This window comes from Pseudarthrobacter sp. SSS035 (assembly GCF_023273875.1).
Lineage (GTDB): Bacteria > Actinomycetota > Actinomycetes > Actinomycetales > Micrococcaceae > Arthrobacter.
On sequence record NZ_CP096882.1, the window covers coordinates 1,117,793 to 1,134,845 of the forward strand.

12 protein-coding genes and 2 tRNA genes are annotated in these 17,053 nt (G+C 66.4%); 11 read left to right on the forward strand and 3 right to left on the reverse strand.

Annotated elements, in window-relative coordinates:
• Positions 1-110: 110 nt before the first annotated feature.
• A tRNA-Ser gene (locus tag MUN23_RS05000) sits at positions 111-198 on the forward strand.
• A gap of 249 nt (positions 199-447) precedes the next feature.
• Positions 448-1,929, forward strand: coding sequence for an MFS transporter (locus tag MUN23_RS05005; protein ID WP_248762406.1), 1,482 nt, complete (start codon positions 448-450; stop codon positions 1,927-1,929).
• Here the strand turns inward: MUN23_RS05005 and MUN23_RS05010 are convergent.
• Positions 1,853-4,033, reverse strand: a complete 2,181-nt coding sequence (locus MUN23_RS05010; RefSeq protein ID WP_248762425.1) for an ATP-dependent DNA helicase RecQ — start codon at positions 4,031-4,033, stop codon at positions 1,853-1,855. The two genes, MUN23_RS05005 and MUN23_RS05010, sit on opposite strands and share 77 nt — an antisense overlap.
• Before the next feature lie 96 nt (positions 4,034-4,129).
• Here MUN23_RS05010 and MUN23_RS05015 point away from each other — a divergent pair, with 96 nt between their 5' ends.
• From MUN23_RS05015 to MUN23_RS05030, 4 genes are all read left to right on the forward strand, one after another.
• Positions 4,130-5,548 (forward strand): phosphomannomutase/phosphoglucomutase, encoded by a 1,419-nt coding sequence (locus tag MUN23_RS05015; protein WP_248762426.1) that lies wholly within the window; start codon positions 4,130-4,132, stop codon positions 5,546-5,548.
• Positions 5,535-6,044: a hypothetical protein gene (locus MUN23_RS05020; RefSeq protein WP_248762428.1), complete on the forward strand. Its 510-nt coding sequence runs from the start codon at positions 5,535-5,537 to the stop codon at positions 6,042-6,044. The genes MUN23_RS05015 and MUN23_RS05020 overlap by 14 nt, the downstream gene beginning before the upstream one ends.
• Positions 6,045-6,061: 17 nt before the next feature.
• A complete protein-coding gene (locus tag MUN23_RS05025; RefSeq protein ID WP_248762430.1) occupies positions 6,062-6,511 on the forward strand; it encodes an Rrf2 family transcriptional regulator in 450 nt (149 codons plus the stop codon).
• Between the two features lie 139 nt (positions 6,512-6,650).
• Positions 6,651-7,811, forward strand: coding sequence for a globin domain-containing protein (locus MUN23_RS05030; RefSeq protein WP_248762442.1), 1,161 nt, complete (start codon positions 6,651-6,653; stop codon positions 7,809-7,811).
• A 184-nt stretch (positions 7,812-7,995) separates the two neighbouring features.
• Here MUN23_RS05030 and MUN23_RS05035 read toward each other — a convergent pair whose 3' ends face one another.
• Complete coding sequence (locus MUN23_RS05035) at positions 7,996-9,822, reverse strand: phosphoenolpyruvate carboxykinase (GTP) (protein ID WP_248762444.1); 1,827 nt, start codon at positions 9,820-9,822, stop codon at positions 7,996-7,998.
• 276 nt (positions 9,823-10,098) lie between these two features.
• Here MUN23_RS05035 and MUN23_RS05040 point away from each other — a divergent pair.
• The 5 genes from MUN23_RS05040 (at position 10,099) to MUN23_RS05060 (ending at position 15,435) form a co-directional block, all read left to right on the forward strand.
• A tRNA-Arg gene (locus tag MUN23_RS05040) sits at positions 10,099-10,172 on the forward strand.
• Between the two features lie 125 nt (positions 10,173-10,297).
• Complete coding sequence (locus tag MUN23_RS05045; RefSeq protein ID WP_248762451.1) at positions 10,298-11,812, forward strand: NAD(P)/FAD-dependent oxidoreductase; 1,515 nt, start codon at positions 10,298-10,300, stop codon at positions 11,810-11,812.
• Positions 11,813-11,951: 139 nt separating this feature from the next.
• Complete coding sequence (locus MUN23_RS05050; protein ID WP_248762459.1) at positions 11,952-12,659, forward strand: ABC transporter ATP-binding protein; 708 nt, start codon at positions 11,952-11,954, stop codon at positions 12,657-12,659.
• Entirely contained in the window at positions 12,656-14,692 is a 2,037-nt protein-coding gene (locus MUN23_RS05055; protein WP_248762461.1) for a YhgE/Pip family protein, read from the forward strand. Before MUN23_RS05050 ends, MUN23_RS05055 begins: the two co-directional genes overlap by 4 nt.
• Before the next feature lie 128 nt (positions 14,693-14,820).
• Positions 14,821-15,435 (forward strand): TetR/AcrR family transcriptional regulator, encoded by a 615-nt coding sequence (locus MUN23_RS05060; RefSeq protein WP_248763996.1) that lies wholly within the window; start codon positions 14,821-14,823, stop codon positions 15,433-15,435.
• 544 nt (positions 15,436-15,979) lie between these two features.
• Here the strand turns inward: MUN23_RS05060 and MUN23_RS05065 are convergent.
• Positions 15,980-17,008, reverse strand: coding sequence for an EamA family transporter (locus MUN23_RS05065; protein WP_248762467.1), 1,029 nt, complete (start codon positions 17,006-17,008; stop codon positions 15,980-15,982).
• Positions 17,009-17,053 lie beyond the last annotated feature (45 nt).

Genomic DNA, 17,053 nt, shown 5'->3' on the forward strand with positions numbered 1-17,053 from the left:
GCGCGAAGCATACCGTGGGGCAGGGCGCCGGGGCTGAGCTAGGCGTTCAGTGGCCGTTTTGCACTGCGTGCCCCGTTCTGCGTATCCTTGGTGGGCTAGTAATAGCCATTGGAGACGTGCCAGAGCGGCCGAATGGGCTTCACTGCTAATGAAGTGTGGGGCACAACTCCACCGGGGGTTCAAATCCCCCCGTCTCCGCGTTTGGCCCCGGTCCTGGACCGGGGCCTTTTGCGTTCCCATGGGAAGTGCTTTGATGCCACCAAACCCGAACTAGGTAGCAGTAACTGTCGTCATGAGCGCTCATAACGACAGTTACTGCTACCTACATGGGCGGGAGCCGGGCGTGTGGCGCGGGCGGAAGCCGGCCGGTGTGGGGTGGGCTGGGCTGGCGGTCCGGGGTGCGGACGCACAAGGCTCCACGAGTGCAGGCGGTGGCAGGATGGTGGAATGGCAGTAAGCAATTCCCGGGGCGAGGAAACCAGCACAAGCCAGGCGTGGAATCCCCGCCTGGCGCTACTGGTGGCTGCCACATTCTTTATGGAGTTCCTGGACGGCACCATCCTCACCACGGCCATCCCCAACATCGCCAGCGACTTTGGTGTTCCGGCCGCCGACGTAAACATCACCATGACGGCCTACCTCATGACCGTGGCCATGGGAATCCCGCTCAGCGGCTGGCTTGCCGAACGCGTGGGGGCCTGCAAGGTATTCTGCTTCGCGATTGCCCTCTTCACACTCGCCTCATTGGCCTGCGCCGTCAGCCCCGACCTGACCGTGCTGACGCTGAGCCGGATCCTGCAGGGCGCCGGCGGGGCCATGATGGTTCCGGTCGGCACACTCCTGGTCCTGCGCGGCACACCCAAATCGGAGCTCCTGCGCGCCACGGCCTTCCTGGTGTGGCCCGCGCTGCTGGCGCCCGTACTGGCACCGCTGGTGGGCGGCGCCTTGACCACCTACCTGTCGTGGCACTGGATCTTCCTCATCAACCTGCCGTTGGGCGCAGCCGCCTTCATCGCGGCACTCAGTCTGGTACCAGCCGGCGCCGGAGACAGCGCCCGCCAGCTCGACTGGCTGGGCCTGCTCCTCACCACCACCGGCGTAGGTGCCCTGGTGGTTGGCCTGGAACTGGCCACCGCCCACCCCGACGGGCCATGGGCAGCTATCGGCGCGGTTGCAGGGGTATGCGCCCTCGCGGCCGCCGTGCTGTGGATGAGGCGGGCCAAGAACCCTCTGTTCGATCTCAGTGTTTTTTCCACCCGCACCTTCCGGGCCATGGCCACCGGCGGGTTCGTCTACCGCTTGACCATCAGTTCGGTGCCGTTCCTCCTGCCCCTGATGTTCCAGACCGGTTTCGGCTGGTCACCGCTGCACGCCGGAATTATGGTGGCGGCCGTGTTCATCGGCAACATCGGCATCAAACCGGCCACCACGCCGCTGATCCGACGTTTCGGTTTCCGGGCCATGCTGGTCTTCGGCTCCCTGGCATCGGCTGTGACCTTCGCACTGTGCGCCCTGCTCACGCCGGACACGCCACAGGCCCTGATATTCGCCCTGCTGGTGTGCAGCGGGGCCTTCCGCTCCATTGGCTTCTCCGCCTACGCGTCGGTGCAGTACGCGGACATTGCACCCTCCCAGCTGACCTCGGCCAACTCCGTGTCGGCGACCCTGGTGCAGCTCGCCGCGGGCGCCGGCATCGCCGTTGGCGCCCTGCTGATCCGGGTTTTCGACGGCGTGGCGGCCTTCCCAGCAGATCACGCTGGCCCCTTCCGCGGAGCCTTCCTCACCATGGCCGTCCTGATGCTCTTCAGTACGGCGGACAGCCTGTCACTGCACCGGCAGGCCGGCGCGGAGGTCAGCCGGCCTGGGCAAGCACGAGCGGAAGAACAGCCCCCGCCCCCGCCTGGCGCAGGGCGCGTCCAGCCACGGTAACGGTCCAACGGCTGTCCACGAGGTCGTCGATCAGCATCACGCCCTGCCCGCCAAGTGTTGCCATGGCGGCCTCCAACTCCGGGCCCACCATGACGCGGTCCCAAACACCGGCCAACCGGTACGCGCTGTTGCCGCCACGGCTTCCAGTGGGTCCGCCGTGGCCCAGGTCCAGCTCGCCGAGGTAAGGGATCCTGCCGATTTCCGAAATTCCCTGGGCAAGGGAGCGGACGAGTTCAGGCTTGCTCCGGGAAGGCATGCTGACGATCGCGGCCGGCCGTCCTGCACCGCTCCAGCCCGGGTTCCGGCCGTCACCGGTAGCCCATTCCCGCAGGACCTGGACACAGGCCTGGAGCATGGCAGGATCCACCGGACGGTCTGCGGCGCCGGCCGCAAAGAGTTCCCGCAGCGCCCCGCCCCAGCCGAGATCGGTAAGCCTGGCCAGCACGCGGCCGTCCGCCAGTCCTTCGTCAGGCTTGATCTTGCCCTTGACCGGAACGCCCAGGCGGTCCATGCCGCTGGGCCACTGCAGTCGTGCCTCCAGGACACCGCCGGCGCGGGTGAGGGTCTGACCCGCCGCTGCCGTGGCGTCCTCGGCGATGTCGGCCCGGAACCAGCGGCCCGCGCAGTTATCGCACTTCCCGCAGGCATGCGCCGTCTCGTCATCGAGGACCGAGGTGATGTATTCCATCCGGCACCCTGCGGTGTCCTGGTAGATCACCATGGAGTCCTGCTCGTCCACCCTGGCCTCGGCGATCCGGCGGTAACGCTCGGCATCGTAGATCCAGGGCTGGCCGGTGGAACGCCACCCGCCGCCAACACGTTCCACGGCGCCATCCACGGCCAGGACCTTCAACAGCAGCTCCAGCGGGGTGCGGCGGAGATCCACCCGGGCCTCCAACGCCACCGTTGACACGGCAGTTCCGGCTTCAGCCAACGCTGTCAGCACCGCTGTGGCTTTCTCCTCGGACGGCATGGAGGCGGTGGCGAAGTACTGCCAGATATCCCGGTCTTCAGAACCCGGCAGCAACAGCACATCTGCGTTCGCCGCGCCACGGCCCGCGCGGCCCACCTGCTGGTAGTACGCCACCGGGGAGGACGGTGCCCCGAGGTGGACGACGAAGCCAAGGTCCGGTTTGTCGAAGCCCATGCCGAGCGCCGAGGTGGCCACCAGAGCCTTGACCTGGTTGTCCTTGAGCATCTGCTCTGCGCGCTCCCGGTCCGCGGGATCGGTTCTGCCGGTGTAGGCCTGAACTGTGTGCCCGGCTTCGGCGAGAAGCCGGGCGGTGTCCTCCGCGGCGGAGACTGTAAGCGTGTAGATGATGCCGCTGCCGGGCAGATCGGCAAGGTGCGTCAGGAGCCAGCCCAGCCGTTCGCGGGAATTCGGGAGGGTCAGAACACCCAGGCGCAGGGAATCCCGGCCAAGGGTTCCGCGGATGGTGAGGACGCCGGCGCCCAGCTGTTCCTCGATGTCGTGGACCACGCGCGAGTTGGCTGTAGCGGTGGTGGCCAGGACAGGCACGGACTCCGGCAGCTGGGTGATCAGGTCAGCGATCCGGCGGTAGTCCGGCCGGAAGTCGTGGCCCCAGTCCGAAATACAGTGTGCCTCGTCAATCACCAGCAGGCCTGTCCGCCGGATGAGCTCCGGCAGCTGGTTCTCGCGGAAGGACGGGTTGGTGAGCCGTTCCGGCGAAACCAGCAGCACGTCGACTTCATCGGCAGCGAGCTGTTCCCGGACGGTGTCCCAGTCCAGCTGGTTCGCCGAGTTGATGGCCACGGCACGCACTCCGGCGCGGGCGGCGGCAGCCACCTGGTCCCGCATCAGGGCGAGCAGCGGCGAAACGATCAGGGTGGGTCCGGCGCCGCGGCGCCGGAGCAGCAGGGACGCCACAAAGTACACGGCCGATTTTCCCCAACCGGTGCGCTGGACCACCAAAGCCCGCCGGCCGCCGTCGACCAGTGCTTCAATCGCCTCAAACTGTCCGTCATGGAAATCCGCCGCCGGATGCCCCACGAGTTCGCGGAGAACCTCCAGTGCCTGGCTTTTTGTGTCGGACGGCAACTCAGGGGAAACGGAAAGAAGGGCGGCGTTCTGGGTATCGACCATTGATTCAGTATCCCAGCCCCCACCCACACCCAAAAAGCCGGGACTGCCGTATGTGGACAACCATGAACGTCCGCGGCTCCACGTAAGATAAAACCCGTGACTAGCGAACAGACAAAGACTTTTGACCTCTCGGCATCCTTCAAGGCCTACGACGTCCGGGGCATCGTGGGTGAATCCATCACCGCTGAAATCGTCGAAGCCGTGGGCGCCGCGTTCGTTGACGTCCTGGAACTGGAGGGCCAGACGATCCTGGTAGGCGGCGACATGCGTCCCTCCTCCCCCGAGTTTGCCAAGGCTTTCGCTGACGGCGCAGCCACCCGCGGCGCCGACGTGAAGCTCCTTGACCTGATCTCCACCGATGAGCTCTACTTCGCCTGTGGCTCCCTCAACGCCGCCGGCGCCACGTTCACCGCCAGCCACAACCCTGCCGAATACAACGGCATCAAGATGTCGAAGGCCGGCGCGCAGCCCATCTCCTCCGAATCTGGCCTCAAAGAGATCCAGGCCCTGGCCGAGAAATACCTCAACGAAGGCTCCATCCCGGCAGCCCCCAAGCGCGGCCTGATCGGCGTCCACGACGTCCTGAAGGACTACTCCGAGTACCTCCGCCAGCTGGTGGACCTCTCCGGTTCCCGGCCGCTCAAGGTGGTTGTGGACGCAGGCAACGGCATGGCCGGCCTCACCACCCCGGCGGTGCTGGGCGACGCCCTGCTGCCCAAGCTGCCCTTCGAGATCATTCCCCTGTACTTCGAACTGGACGGTTCCTTCCCGAACCACCCGGCCAACCCCCTCGAGCCGGAGAACCTCCGCGACCTGCAGGCCGCCGTCGTTCAGCACGGTGCGGACATCGGCGTGGCATTCGACGGCGACGCCGACCGCTGCTTCGTCATCGACGAAAAGGGCGAGCCCGTCTCGCCGTCGGCCATCACCGGTATGGTGGCACGCCGCGAAATCGCCCGCGCCCAGGCGCAGGGCGAGGCCACGCCCACCGTCATCCACAATCTGCTCACCTCCCGTGCGGTGCCGGAACTGGTAGAGCACGACGGCGGCCGCGCCGTCCGCACGCGTGTGGGCCACTCGTTCATCAAGGCAGTCATGGCTGAGGAAGGTGCTGTGTTCGGCGGCGAGCACTCTGCCCACTTCTACTTCCGCGACTTCTGGAATGCAGACACCGGGATGCTCGCGGCGATGCACGTGCTTGCAGCCCTCGGCGAGCAGGACGGTCCGCTGTCCGAGCTCGGCCGCGAGTACGAGCCCTATGTCTCTTCCGGCGAGATCAACTCGGAAATCGAGGACAAGGCGGGAGCCGTGGAGCGCGTCAGCGCAGACTTTGCCGCCGAGGACATCACCGTGGACACCATGGACGGCAGCACCTTCACGGCAAATGACGGCAGCTTCTGGTTCAACCTGCGCCCGTCCAACACGGAGCCCTTCCTCCGCCTGAACGTGGAAGCAACGGACCGGACCCTGATGGAAAGCGTCCGCGACCGCGTGCTGTCCAATGTCCGGCGCTAAGCCGGAAGTGGCCCACGAAGCCACGGACGGCCCGGCTGCGGTGGCTTCGTGGCGGGATTCCGTTCCGGAGGCCTCGGCCACGGACCTGGAGAACCTGCTGGGCACAGGCGTCGGCGCAGCCCAGGAACAGCTCGAGCGAAACGGCGGCTTCCTGCCGTTCGCACTGGTGGTGGAGAATGACGGCGAGGTCCGGCTGGTGGCTGTCACGCCGGCTGATGCCCAGGACGGCTCTGACGGTGACTTCGACGCCGACACGATGATCAGCGACCTCACCGAACTGCTCCGTCAGAACCGTGCTGATTTCCGGGCGGCCGCAATTGTCTGCGACATCCTCCTGGTCGAGGAAGAAACAGATGCCATCCATGTAGCTGCTGAACACCGCGACGGATCCGTTTTCGCCGCGGTCCTCCCCTACGCCGCCAACACCGGGACCCACGAATGGGAGTTTGGCCAGCTCGCCGCTGACACCAGCGAACCCACGGTCTGGGTGGACTAGACCGCACCCCGGTTGCCATGAAAATCAACGCCTTTGCAGACGTCAGCCTCCGGGCGCTGATGGTTCTGGCCGCCGCGCCCGGGGCCACCCTCCTGACCACGCAGAACATCGCCGATGCCGTGGGCACGCCGTACAACCACGTCAGCAAGGCGATGGCCAGGCTGCGCAGCCTGGGCCTGATCGAGGTAGAGCGCGGCAGGTCGGGCGGATCCCGGCTCAGCTCCGTTGGCCGCCGGGCAACGGTGGGCCAGGTCCTGCGGGACCTGGACACCCGGACGGACGCCGCCGACTGCATCGCGCCGGGCCGCGAATGCCCGCTGATCCATGAATGCAGGCTTCGCGCCGCGCTGGCCCGCGCCCGTGAAGCGTTTTACCGGGAACTTGATGGAGTGGTTGTGGCCGAACTTCCCGGCTCGCGGCAGATGGCACCCGTCTTCCAGCTGATCGGCCTGCGCCCCGGCCTATAGCCCGCGCCGCGCCCGCATCTCCACCGATTTGATCTCAACTTCTACGGGGTGTAGAACTTGAAGTACGAATATACGCATTTCAAATGTAAGTATTCACATTGACCGGACGAAAGCCCGGTCCCCTATCGCAGGAGTACATATGCTCTCGGACAAATCCCGCCCCGTCATTGAGGCCACACTGCCGCTCGTCGGTTCCCGGATCGGCGCCATCACTCCCAAGTTCTACGCACGGCTGTTCGCGGCCCACCCGGAACTGTTGGATGGCCTGTTCAGCCGCTCCAACCAGCGCTCGGGCAACCAGCAGCAGGCGTTGGCCGGAAGCATCGCCGCTTTCGCCACGCACCTGGTCAACAACCCGGGCACCCTCCCCGAAACCGTGCTTTCCCGCATCGCCCACCGGCACGCGTCGCTCGGCATCACCGAGCCCCAGTACCAGGTGGTCTACGAACACCTCTTCGCGGCCATCGCGGAGGACCTGGCCGAGGTCATCACCCCGGAGATCGCCGAGGCCTGGACCGAAGTCTATTGGCTGATGGCCGACGCCCTGATCAAGCTTGAAAAGGGCCTCTACGCAGCACAGGCCAACAGCAAGATGTGGACCCCGTGGAAGGTCGCCGCCAAGATCCCTGCCGGCATCGGCTCCATGACCTTCACCCTCGAACCCGCTGACGATACCCCCGTCACGGCTGCCCTGCCGGGTCAGTACGTCAGCGTCAAGGTCCAGCTGCCGGACGGCCTGCGCCAGGTCCGGCAGTACTCACTTTCGGGCGATGCAGGCACCAGCCGCAGCTTCACCACCAAGCTCGACGACGGCGGCGAGGTCTCCCCCGTGCTGCACAACGCCGTCGAGGTTGGCGACATCCTGGAGATCTCCAACCCGTACGGCGAGATCACCCTCAAGGACGGCGACGGTCCGGTGGTCCTGGCTTCGGCCGGCATCGGCTGCACGCCGACGGCGTCGATCCTGCGCTCCCTCGCCGAGTCGGGCTCCGACCGGCAGGTGCTGGTGCTGCACGCGGAAAGCACCCTGAACAGCTGGGCGCTGCGCGGTCAGATGACGGACGACGTCGAACGCCTGGCGGGTGCCGACCTCCAGCTGTGGCTCGAAGAGCCACACGACGGGGCCAACGAGGGTTTCATGTCCCTGCGCGAAGTGGACCTGCCGGCCAACGCGTCGCTGTACCTTTGCGGACCGCTGCCGTTTATGAAGCACATCCGCAACGAGGCCATCAACGCCGGCATCCCGGCCACTCGCATCCACTACGAGGTCTTCGGGCCGGACATCTGGCTGGCCAGCTGAATCAATTGGTGGGCCCACGCCTGGGCCCACGCTACCGAGGGGCCCCAATCGAGCTTGCGAGATTGGGGAGGTAGCGGGGAGGGTTCCCTGGCCGAGCTTGCGAGGCTAGGGGCCGGTGGGGACGACGGCGGCCCCGCACCTTTCTTGCAAAGGTGCGGGGCCGCCGTCGTACTTTCTGGAACGTTTAGCCCAGGCGGGCCTTCAGGCCGGCAAGCTCGGACTGCAGCGCCTCGGGGAGGGAATCGCCGAAGTTGGCGTACCATTCCTCGATGGACGCGAGCTCGGCGGCCCATTCGGCCGGGTCAACGCGGACAGCTTCCTCGACCTGGGCGGGCGTCATGTCCAGGCCCTTGAGGTCGATGGATTCGCCGGTGGGAACAAAGCCGATCGGCGTCTCGACGGCGTCCGCCTTGCCTTCCAGGCGCTCGATGGCCCACTTGAGGACACGGGCGTTGTCGCCGAAGCCAGGCCAGGCAAAGCCACCCTCGGCCGTGCGGCGGAACCAGTTGACCAGGAAGATCTTGGGCAGGCGCTCCGGGTTGCCCTTGGCGGACAGGTTCACCCAGTGGTTGAGGTAGTCGCCAGCGTCGTAGCCCATGAACGGCAGCATGGCCATAGGATCGCGGCGAACCACGCCCACCGCCCCGGCTGCCGCGGCAGTGGTCTCGGAGGACAGTGTGGAACCCATGAAGATGCCGTTTGACCAGCTGCGGGCCTCGGTCACCAGGGGGATGGTGGTCTTGCGCCGGCCGCCGAACAGGATGGCGGAAAGCTCCACGCCGTCGGGGTTGTTGTACTCCTCGGCCAGCATGTCGATCTGGTCGATCGGCGTGCAGAAGCGCGAGTTCGGGTGGGCTGCGGGCTTGTCCGAATCCGAGGTCCAGGAGTTGCCCTGCCAATCGGTCAGGTGAGCAGGCACGTCCTCAGTCATGCCCTCCCACCACACGCCGCCGTCGTCGGTCAGTGCAACGTTGGTGAAGATGCTGTTGCCCTTGGCGATGGCGCGCATCGCGTTGGGGTTGGTGCCCCAGCCGGTGCCCGGAGCCACGCCGAAGAGGCCCGCCTCGGGGTTGACGGCGCGGAGCTCGCCTTCCTTGCCGAAACGCATCCAGGTGATGTCGTCACCGAGCGTCTCCACCTTCCAGCCTTCGATGGTGGGATCGAGCAGCGCGAGGTTGGTCTTGCCGCAGGCGGAGGGGAAGGCAGCCGAGACGTAGTACGTCTTCTGCTCGGGCGAGGTCAGCTTCAGGATGAGCATGTGCTCGGCCAGCCAGCCCTCGTCGCGGGCCATGACGGAAGCGATGCGCAGGGCGTAGCACTTCTTGCCCAGGAGCGCGTTTCCGCCGTAGCCGGAGCCGAAGGACCAGATGGAGCGCTCCTCGGGGAAGTGCACGATCCACTTGTCCGTGTTGCACGGCCAAGGCACGTCCGCCTGGCCTGCTTCGAGCGGCGCACCCAGGGAGTGCAGGGCCGGCACGAAGAATGCGTTGGTCTCGGTGATGCGGTTCAGCACGTCGGTGCCGATGCGGGCCATGATGCGCATCGAGGCAACAACGTAGGCACTGTCGGTGATCTCCACGCCGAACTTGGGATCTTCGGCATCCAGATGGCCCATGACGAACGGGATGACGTACATGGTGCGCCCGCGCATGGAGCCGGCAAACAGCCCACGCAGCTTTTCCTTCATCTCGACCGGGGCCATCCAGTTATTGGTGAAGCCGGCGTCGTGCTCCTTCTCGGAGCAGATGAAGGTCTGCTCTTCCACACGGGCTACGTCCGCGGGATCAGAGAATGCAGCGAAAGAGTTGGGGAAGAGCTCCTGGTTCAGGCGCGTCAGCGTTCCTGCCGCGACGAGTTCATCGGTAAGACGCGTGTTTTCCACTTCGGTACCGTCAACCCAGTGGATCCGGTCCGGCTGCGTGAGTCCAGCAACCTCTTCGACCCATGCCAGCAGGCCAGCATGCGTGGTGGGTGCTTTCTCAAGCAGCGGCAGTCGTGCGAGATCGCCCATTGCGGTTCCCTTCCTCGGGGTCATCGGTGTGGACTAAATGCTATTGGCCGCCCAAGGGCGTCATGGGAGGTCAGCGGTGCACGTTCGTGATCGTTGGAGCCGAAAACCGCGCAAATTCAAGGAAAACCGCGCACAAACGGTTGCATTTAAGTGACGAAGGTCACCTAGACCGGTCTAGTCAGCTAGATTACATGCCTCTCGATTTGGTACTCCGGGCCACCCTCGCGTAAAGTAATTCGAGGTTCGGGGAGCAAGAAACTCTGCGAAACACAAAATGCGCCCATAGCTCAGCTGGATAGAGCGTCTGTCTACGGAACAGAAGGCCGGGGGTTCGAATCCCTCTGGGCGCACAGAGAAAGGCCCGTATCGGTTCGCCGGTACGGGCCTTTTGTCGTTAAGTTACGCAGTTCTGCAGTCACCTGATTGACGACGACGGCGCTCCCCGCCTCCCACGAGGCGGGCGTAGGCTGGACGAATGACGCCTGAAACGCTGCAACGTGAATTCGATGTCATTGTGATCGGCGCTGGTGCCGTGGGGGAAAACGTCGCCGACCGGGTGGTCCAGGGCGGCCTGACGGCTGTCCTTGTTGAAGCCGAACTGGTGGGCGGCGAATGCTCATATTGGGCCTGCATGCCATCCAAAGCCCTGCTCCGCCCCGGCACAGCCCTGCACGGCGCACAGACGGTACCCGGCGCAGCGGAAGCCGTCACGCTGACACTGGATGCAGCGGCAGTCCTGAAGCGCCGGGACTATTTCACCGCAAACTGGCAGGACGACAGCCAGGTGAAGTGGTTGGAAAATACCGGGATTGAGCTGATCCGTGGCCACGGCTGGATCACCGAGCCGCGCACCGTTGAAGTAGCCGGGCTGGACGGCAACACTTACCAACTCAAGGCGCGTCACGCCGTCGTACTCGCCACCGGCTCCACACCCACCACACCTCCCATCGACGGGTTGGCGGATCTGCAGGTCTGGGGCACACGCGAAGCCACCTCGGCCCACGAGGTGCCGGAGCGCCTGGCTGTAATCGGCGGGGGTGTCGCGGGCAGCGAACTGGCGCAGGCATTCGCACGCCTGGGCTCGGACGTGACGCTGGTGGCCAGGAGCGGCCTGCTGGGCACGTTCCCCGCAGAGGCCAGCAAGCTTGTGGTCGCGGGGCTGCGCGCGGACGGCGTGGCGGTCCGCCTCAACACGTCCACCGAAAGTGTCAGGGAAAACGACGACGGCACGTTCACCCTCACACTTCAGGACCCGACGGCGGACGGCCGCACCACCGTCATTGCGGACAAGGTCCTCGTTTCAACAGGCCGGCATCCCGCCCTCGAAGGCCTCGGTCTGGAAAGGCTGGGTTTCGAGGCGCAGGACGGGCAGCCGCTGAAGCTCACCACCGACTCCACTGGACTAGTCCAGGGCCTCCCGGACGTCCCGGGCACGGCGGGTACCCCGAGCGAGAAGGGTGAGGAAGGCGAGAATCCCTGGCTTTACGCTGTTGGCGACGCCGCAGGAAGAAACTTCTTCACGCACCAGGGCAAATACGAGGCCAGGGCCACCGGCGACGCGATCGCGTCCCGAGCCAAGGGCGAGCTCAGCGGCGTCCCCGCGGCCTGGAGCCGGTACGCCCAGACCGCCAACCAGCATGCTGTCCCGAACGTGGTGTTCACCGATCCCGAACTGGCGGCCGTTGGGCGCTCGGTGGAGCAGGCAAAGCGGGACGGCTACAACGTGTCGTCCGTGGAGCTGCCCATCCAAGTGTCGGGTTCGTCCCTGCATTCGGAACACTACGAAGGCTGGGCGCAACTGGTGGTCGACGAGGACCGGCGGGTCCTGCTCGGCGCCACCTTCGCGGGCCCGGACGTGGGCGAACTGCTGCACGCGGCCACCATCGCAGTGGTGGGCGAGGTCCCGCTGGAGCGGCTGTGGCATGCGGTGCCATCGTTTCCCACGGTCAGCGAGGTGTGGCTGCGGCTCCTGGAGAAGTACGGCTTGTAGGAGGGGCCCAAGTGCCTGCGAGGCGCTGGTCTATTCCACCCGCGTCTACTCCACCCGCGCCTTCTCCTCCCGCACTATTTGAACTGACCAGTCAGTTCAGTTAGGCTGGAGGTGGACATACACCGTCGAAAGGCCATTTTTGCTCTCCGTACAGCAGCTCCTTGTGAAGGGCCGGCGCGACGATTTGCTTCCGCCCACCTCTCTGCGGGTCGGCCGGGGTGAGCTCCTCCTCGTCACCGCCGAACGCCAGGACCAGCGGACAGCCCTTGCCCTGACCATCAGCGGGCGTATGAAACCCACTGGCGGCCGGATGTCCTGGGACGCCAACGAACGCACCAAATTCCTCCGCCTCGCGAGCGCCCTGGTGGATTCCCCCAACGTGAATGAGCCCGAGCAGCACCTCAGTGTCCGGGACCTTGTCACCGAGGACCTCGCCCTGATCCCCCGCCGCTACCGGGGCGCGCTGCTGAGCAAGCCCTGGCTCAAAGTCAACAGTTTCGAGGACATCGCGGGCCTGTGGACGGAGCAGCTGGCGCCGGATCGGCGCATTGAACTGCTGACGGCCCTGGCCCTCGCCAACCCGCACACGGACCTTTTGGTGGTGGACTCCCCCGACAGGCACGGTGCCCACGCTGCGGACTGGCTCCCGCGGCTTGAGGAGCTGGCGTACGACGCCGGCCGGCCGCTCGCCGTCGTCGTCACCGTTGCTGCCCTCCCGGCAGGGTGGACCGGACCGGCCACAGTGATCGGCAACGCCGTCCCGGACGTGGACGAAGCGCCCGGTGCGGCGCCGATCACAGACGAAGAAACCGAATCCCTCTTACTCGAAACCGAGGATGCCAAGTGACCGTGCTGCGGCTGGCCCGTTCCGAACTCAAGCGGATGACCGGTGGGTTGCTGCCGAAGCTGACCATCCTGGCCCTGATCATGGTGCCGCTCCTGTACGGGGCCGTGTATCTGTACGCCAACTGGAATCCCTATGGGAATCTGAACCAGATCGAGGCCGCCCTGGTGGTTGAAGACGCCGGCGCCACGTCCAGCGACGGGACCGAGCTCCAGGCGGGCAAGAAGGTGGCGGACGGTCTGGTGGAGGGGAACGTCTTCAACTGGCAGGCGGTCCCCTCGGCGGCCGAGGCCGACGCAGGGGTCAGCAGCGGCAAGTACGCGTTTGCACTGAAAATCCCGGCAGAATTCTCCACGAACCTCGTCTCACCCGGCAGCTTCGATTCGGCCAGCCAGGCGATGCTGAATGTCACCACCAACGATGCCAACAACTACCTGCTGAGCACCATCGTGGACAAGCTGACCACCGCGGTGCACACAACGGTGGCCAAGGAAGTGGGCGAAGAGACGGCGAACCAGCTGCTCACCGGGTTCGGCACCATCCACGCCCAGATGCTCAAGGCCGCAGACGGCGCCGGGCAGTTGGCGGACGGCGTGGCCACCCTCCGCGACGGGACGGTCACCCTGCATACGGGCACCAGCGAGCTCAGCGCGGGAGCCGGCGAGCTGTACAACGGGCAGCTGAAACTGCGTGACGGAGCCAATCAGCTGACCGACGGCGCCGGGCAGCTCAGCGGCGGGCTCTCCGTCCTGAAGGACAAGACCGCCACCCTGCCCACGGACACCCGGACCCTGGCCAGCGGCGCGGCACAGGTGGCCGCGGGGAACGCGCAGCTGAACACCAAGGTCCAGGACGTAGTCACCCAACTCGATGCCGCGGACCAGGGACTCCGGACGCGCGTGATCGAATCGAATGCCCGCCTGGTCGCCTCCGAAGTGATCACCCAGGTGCAGGCAGACAAAATCCTGGCCGACTTCGATACGGTGGCAGCCTCCAGCCCCGTGGCCGCGGCGAAGACCCGGATCCAGACCGACGCCACCCAGATCCAGAAGCTCGCGGACGGCTCCGAAGCCGTGAGCGTCGGCGCAGCCCAGCTGGCCACGGCCACCCCCGCGCTGAAGGACGCCGTTGTTCAGGCTTCCGGTGGCGCCGACCAGCTCCACACCGGGGCGGCCACGCTGGCCACCGGAGAGCAGACTGCGCTCGACGGCGCCGGACGCCTCGCGGAAGGGGCGCAAACCCTCGACGCCGGTGCGGGGCAGCTGGAAGCCGGGGCCGGCACCGCCGCTGACGGCTCACGGACGCTGACCGACGAAATTTCCAAGGGCGCCGGGCAGGTGCCCAACCCGGACGATTCGCAGAAGAGCAGCCTCTCCGAGGTGATTGCCGATCCCGTTGCGGTCAGCAACGTCTCGCAGGCAAAGGCGGACTCCTACGGCGCGGGGCTGGCACCGTTCTTCCTGACGCTAGCCTTGTGGATCGGCATCTTTATGCTGGTCCAGGCGATGCGGCCCATCACCCAGCGGGCCCTGGCGTCGAACGCCCCGGCCTGGAAAATCGCCGTCGGCGGCTGGCTTCCGTTCCTGGCCGTTTCGGTGGTGCAGGCGAGCCTGCTGACCCTCGTGGTGAATCTGGCGCTGGGCCTCAACCCCGCGCATCCGGTGCTGATGTGGCTGTTTATGCTAGCCGCGGCCATGGCCTTCAGCGCCATCATCCAAGGCATCGTGGCGCTGCTGGGGTCACCGGGCAAGCTGGTGGTGCTGATCCTGCTGGTGCTCCAGCTGGTGTCCTCGGGCGGCACGTTCCCCTGGCAGACCACCCCGCAGCCGCTCCATGTTGTCCACGAAATCCTGCCCATGGGCTACGTGGTCACGGGCATGCGGCACCTCATCTACGGCGCGGACCTGTCCGGGATCGTGCCCACTGTCCTGGGGCTGCTCGGCTACACGTTGCTGGGCGCGGCGATGTCCACGTTTGCTGTCCGGAAGCACAAGTACTGGACCCTCAAAACGCTCAAACCGGAGATCACGGTATGAGCCCGCCCGCGCCGGGATCTGGGGTGCACGATCCTGGCGTGCACGGTCCTGGAGTGCCTGATCCCGTTGGGCACGATCCTGGGGTGCATGATCCGGCCGTGCATGATCCCGTGGGGCACGATCCCGCCATGCACGGTCCCGCCGAGAAGAAACTCCGCCCGGCCCGGACCAATGCCACCCGGCAGAAGCTCTTCGACGCGTCTATGGAGCTGATCGGCCAGCGTGGCGCAGCGGGTGTCACTGTGGACGAGATCGCCGCGGCGGCGGGCGTCTCCAAGGGCACTGTCTACTACAACTTCGGCAGCAAGTCGGACCTGATCGCGCAGCTGCTGCGGCACGGCGTGGACATCCTGAAGACACGCCTGCTTAGCGAGGCCGGGCAGCCCGGGGCTGATCCATTGGTGGCCATGGAGGCAATGATCGGCCAGGCCATGGATTTTATGGACGATTACCCGTCATTCGCCCGTTTGTGGGTGAGCGAAAACTGGCGGACTCCCAGCGAATGGCGGGACACTTTCGCGGTGCTCCGGTCTGAACTCCTGGCGGTCATCGGCGCGGCCATAGAGAACGTGGCTGCCGTCTATCCGGTGGACGAAACGGTCTCGCGGGGCAGCCTCGAAACGGCGATCTTTGGCGCCTGCTTTGTGGTGGGGCTTGACCGGCAGACCTACAACCCGGAACGCACCCGTGACCAAAGCGTTGCAGCAATCATGGCAATCATGCGCGGCTATGTCGTGAAGTAGCAGGGATGATTGGACACATGCGCCACATGGGTAACAGCGGGAAGTTCGCCGTGATCGCGGCCGTCGCCGCGTTGGGCATGCTGGTGCTCACCGCCATCACCCTGGAAGAGGCCGTGATGGTCACGTTCCTGGGCCTGGTTGCGCTGGCCTATGTTGCGGCCGTGGCGGAGGTCCTGGCTCGCGGGCGCCACTTTGTATTGGTGGCCACCGCTGTGGGATCCAGCCTCACCTTTGCCTTCTCCCTTGCCTTCGTCAGCACTTGGGAGCTGGCTTTCGCCGAGCAGTCGTCGATCTTCGGCACACCGCTCCCCACCGGGGATCCGGACAACTACTTCTACTGGGGTGGGGCCTCAGCGGTGGCCACGCTAGCGGTCCTGTTCCTTGGCGCAGTCTGGCCGGCGGGCAGGCGGTTGGGGACTGCCAAACGGAGGCCCTCGCCAGCCAAGCGGCGGCCCACTTCCGGCACTGGCCGCCCTGCTGCGCGGCGCCCGGCAACCGGAGCCACCGCGACCCGGGGCGCGGCACCCCGGGCTGCCGCCACCGGTCAGCGTGCGTCAGGCTCCCGCGCGCCCGCCCGGATGCCAGCCTCGGCAGCCAAGCGGCCGTCGTCGTCCGCCTCCCCGGTCCGCAAACCGGCACCCAAACCGGGCACCAAGACGGGCGGCAAACCGGCGCCCCGCCGCTGACCCAGCCGCAGAACCTGCCGGCCTCGGCCGGCGAGCACGGCAGTCGCCACCCCGCCCAGGAGGAGCAACCCGCCAGCCAGTTCCGCCGGCGTCGGTACCTCCCCCAACGCCAGCCAGGCCGCGCTCATGCCCACCACGGGAACCAGCAGCGTAAAGGGGACCACGGCCGACGACGGATAGCTGGCCAGGAGCCGGTTCCAGATCCCGTACCCCACCAGCGACGCGAAAATGGCCGTGTACAGCGCGCTCAGGATCGTGGCCGGCTGGAGGTCTGCCAGCGTGCCGAACACCGCATCCGGGCCGTCCACCAGCAGCGACAGTCCCGCGAGGGGCCCGGGCACCACTGCGCCGGACCAGACCACCAGCCCCAGCCCGGAGGCGGCCTTGGCCTTCCGCGCAACGACGTTACCGGCCGCCCAGGACAGCGCGGCTCCCAGGACGATGATGAGCGGGAGCACCGGTGCCACGGCACTGCGGCCGACGGCCACCACGGCCAGCCCCGCAACGCCGAGAACGACGCCGGCCAGTTGGCTCCGGCTGGGGCGCTCGCGCAGGAACCCGGCGGCCAGGAGGACGGTGAGCAGCACCTGCGCCTGGAGGACCAGGGAGGCGAGGCCTGCCGGCATGCCCAGTGCCATGGCCAGGTAGAGGAGGCCGAACTGGCCCGCGCTCATAAAGGCGCCGACGCCGATGATCGCCTTCCAGCTGACGTCGGGCTTCCTGATGAAGAAGATCCAGGGGAAGACCACCAGGAGGAAGCGCATGGCCACAAACAGCAGCGGGGGAACCTCACGGCCGTTCGCATGCAGGCCGAAGTCGATGGCCACGAAGTTCAGGCCCCAGAGGACGGCGACCAAGGCAGCAAGGAGGGAGTGTCGGAGATTCACGGTCCCACTCTTACAGACCGGCAGATGAAGCACCAGCGTTGAATT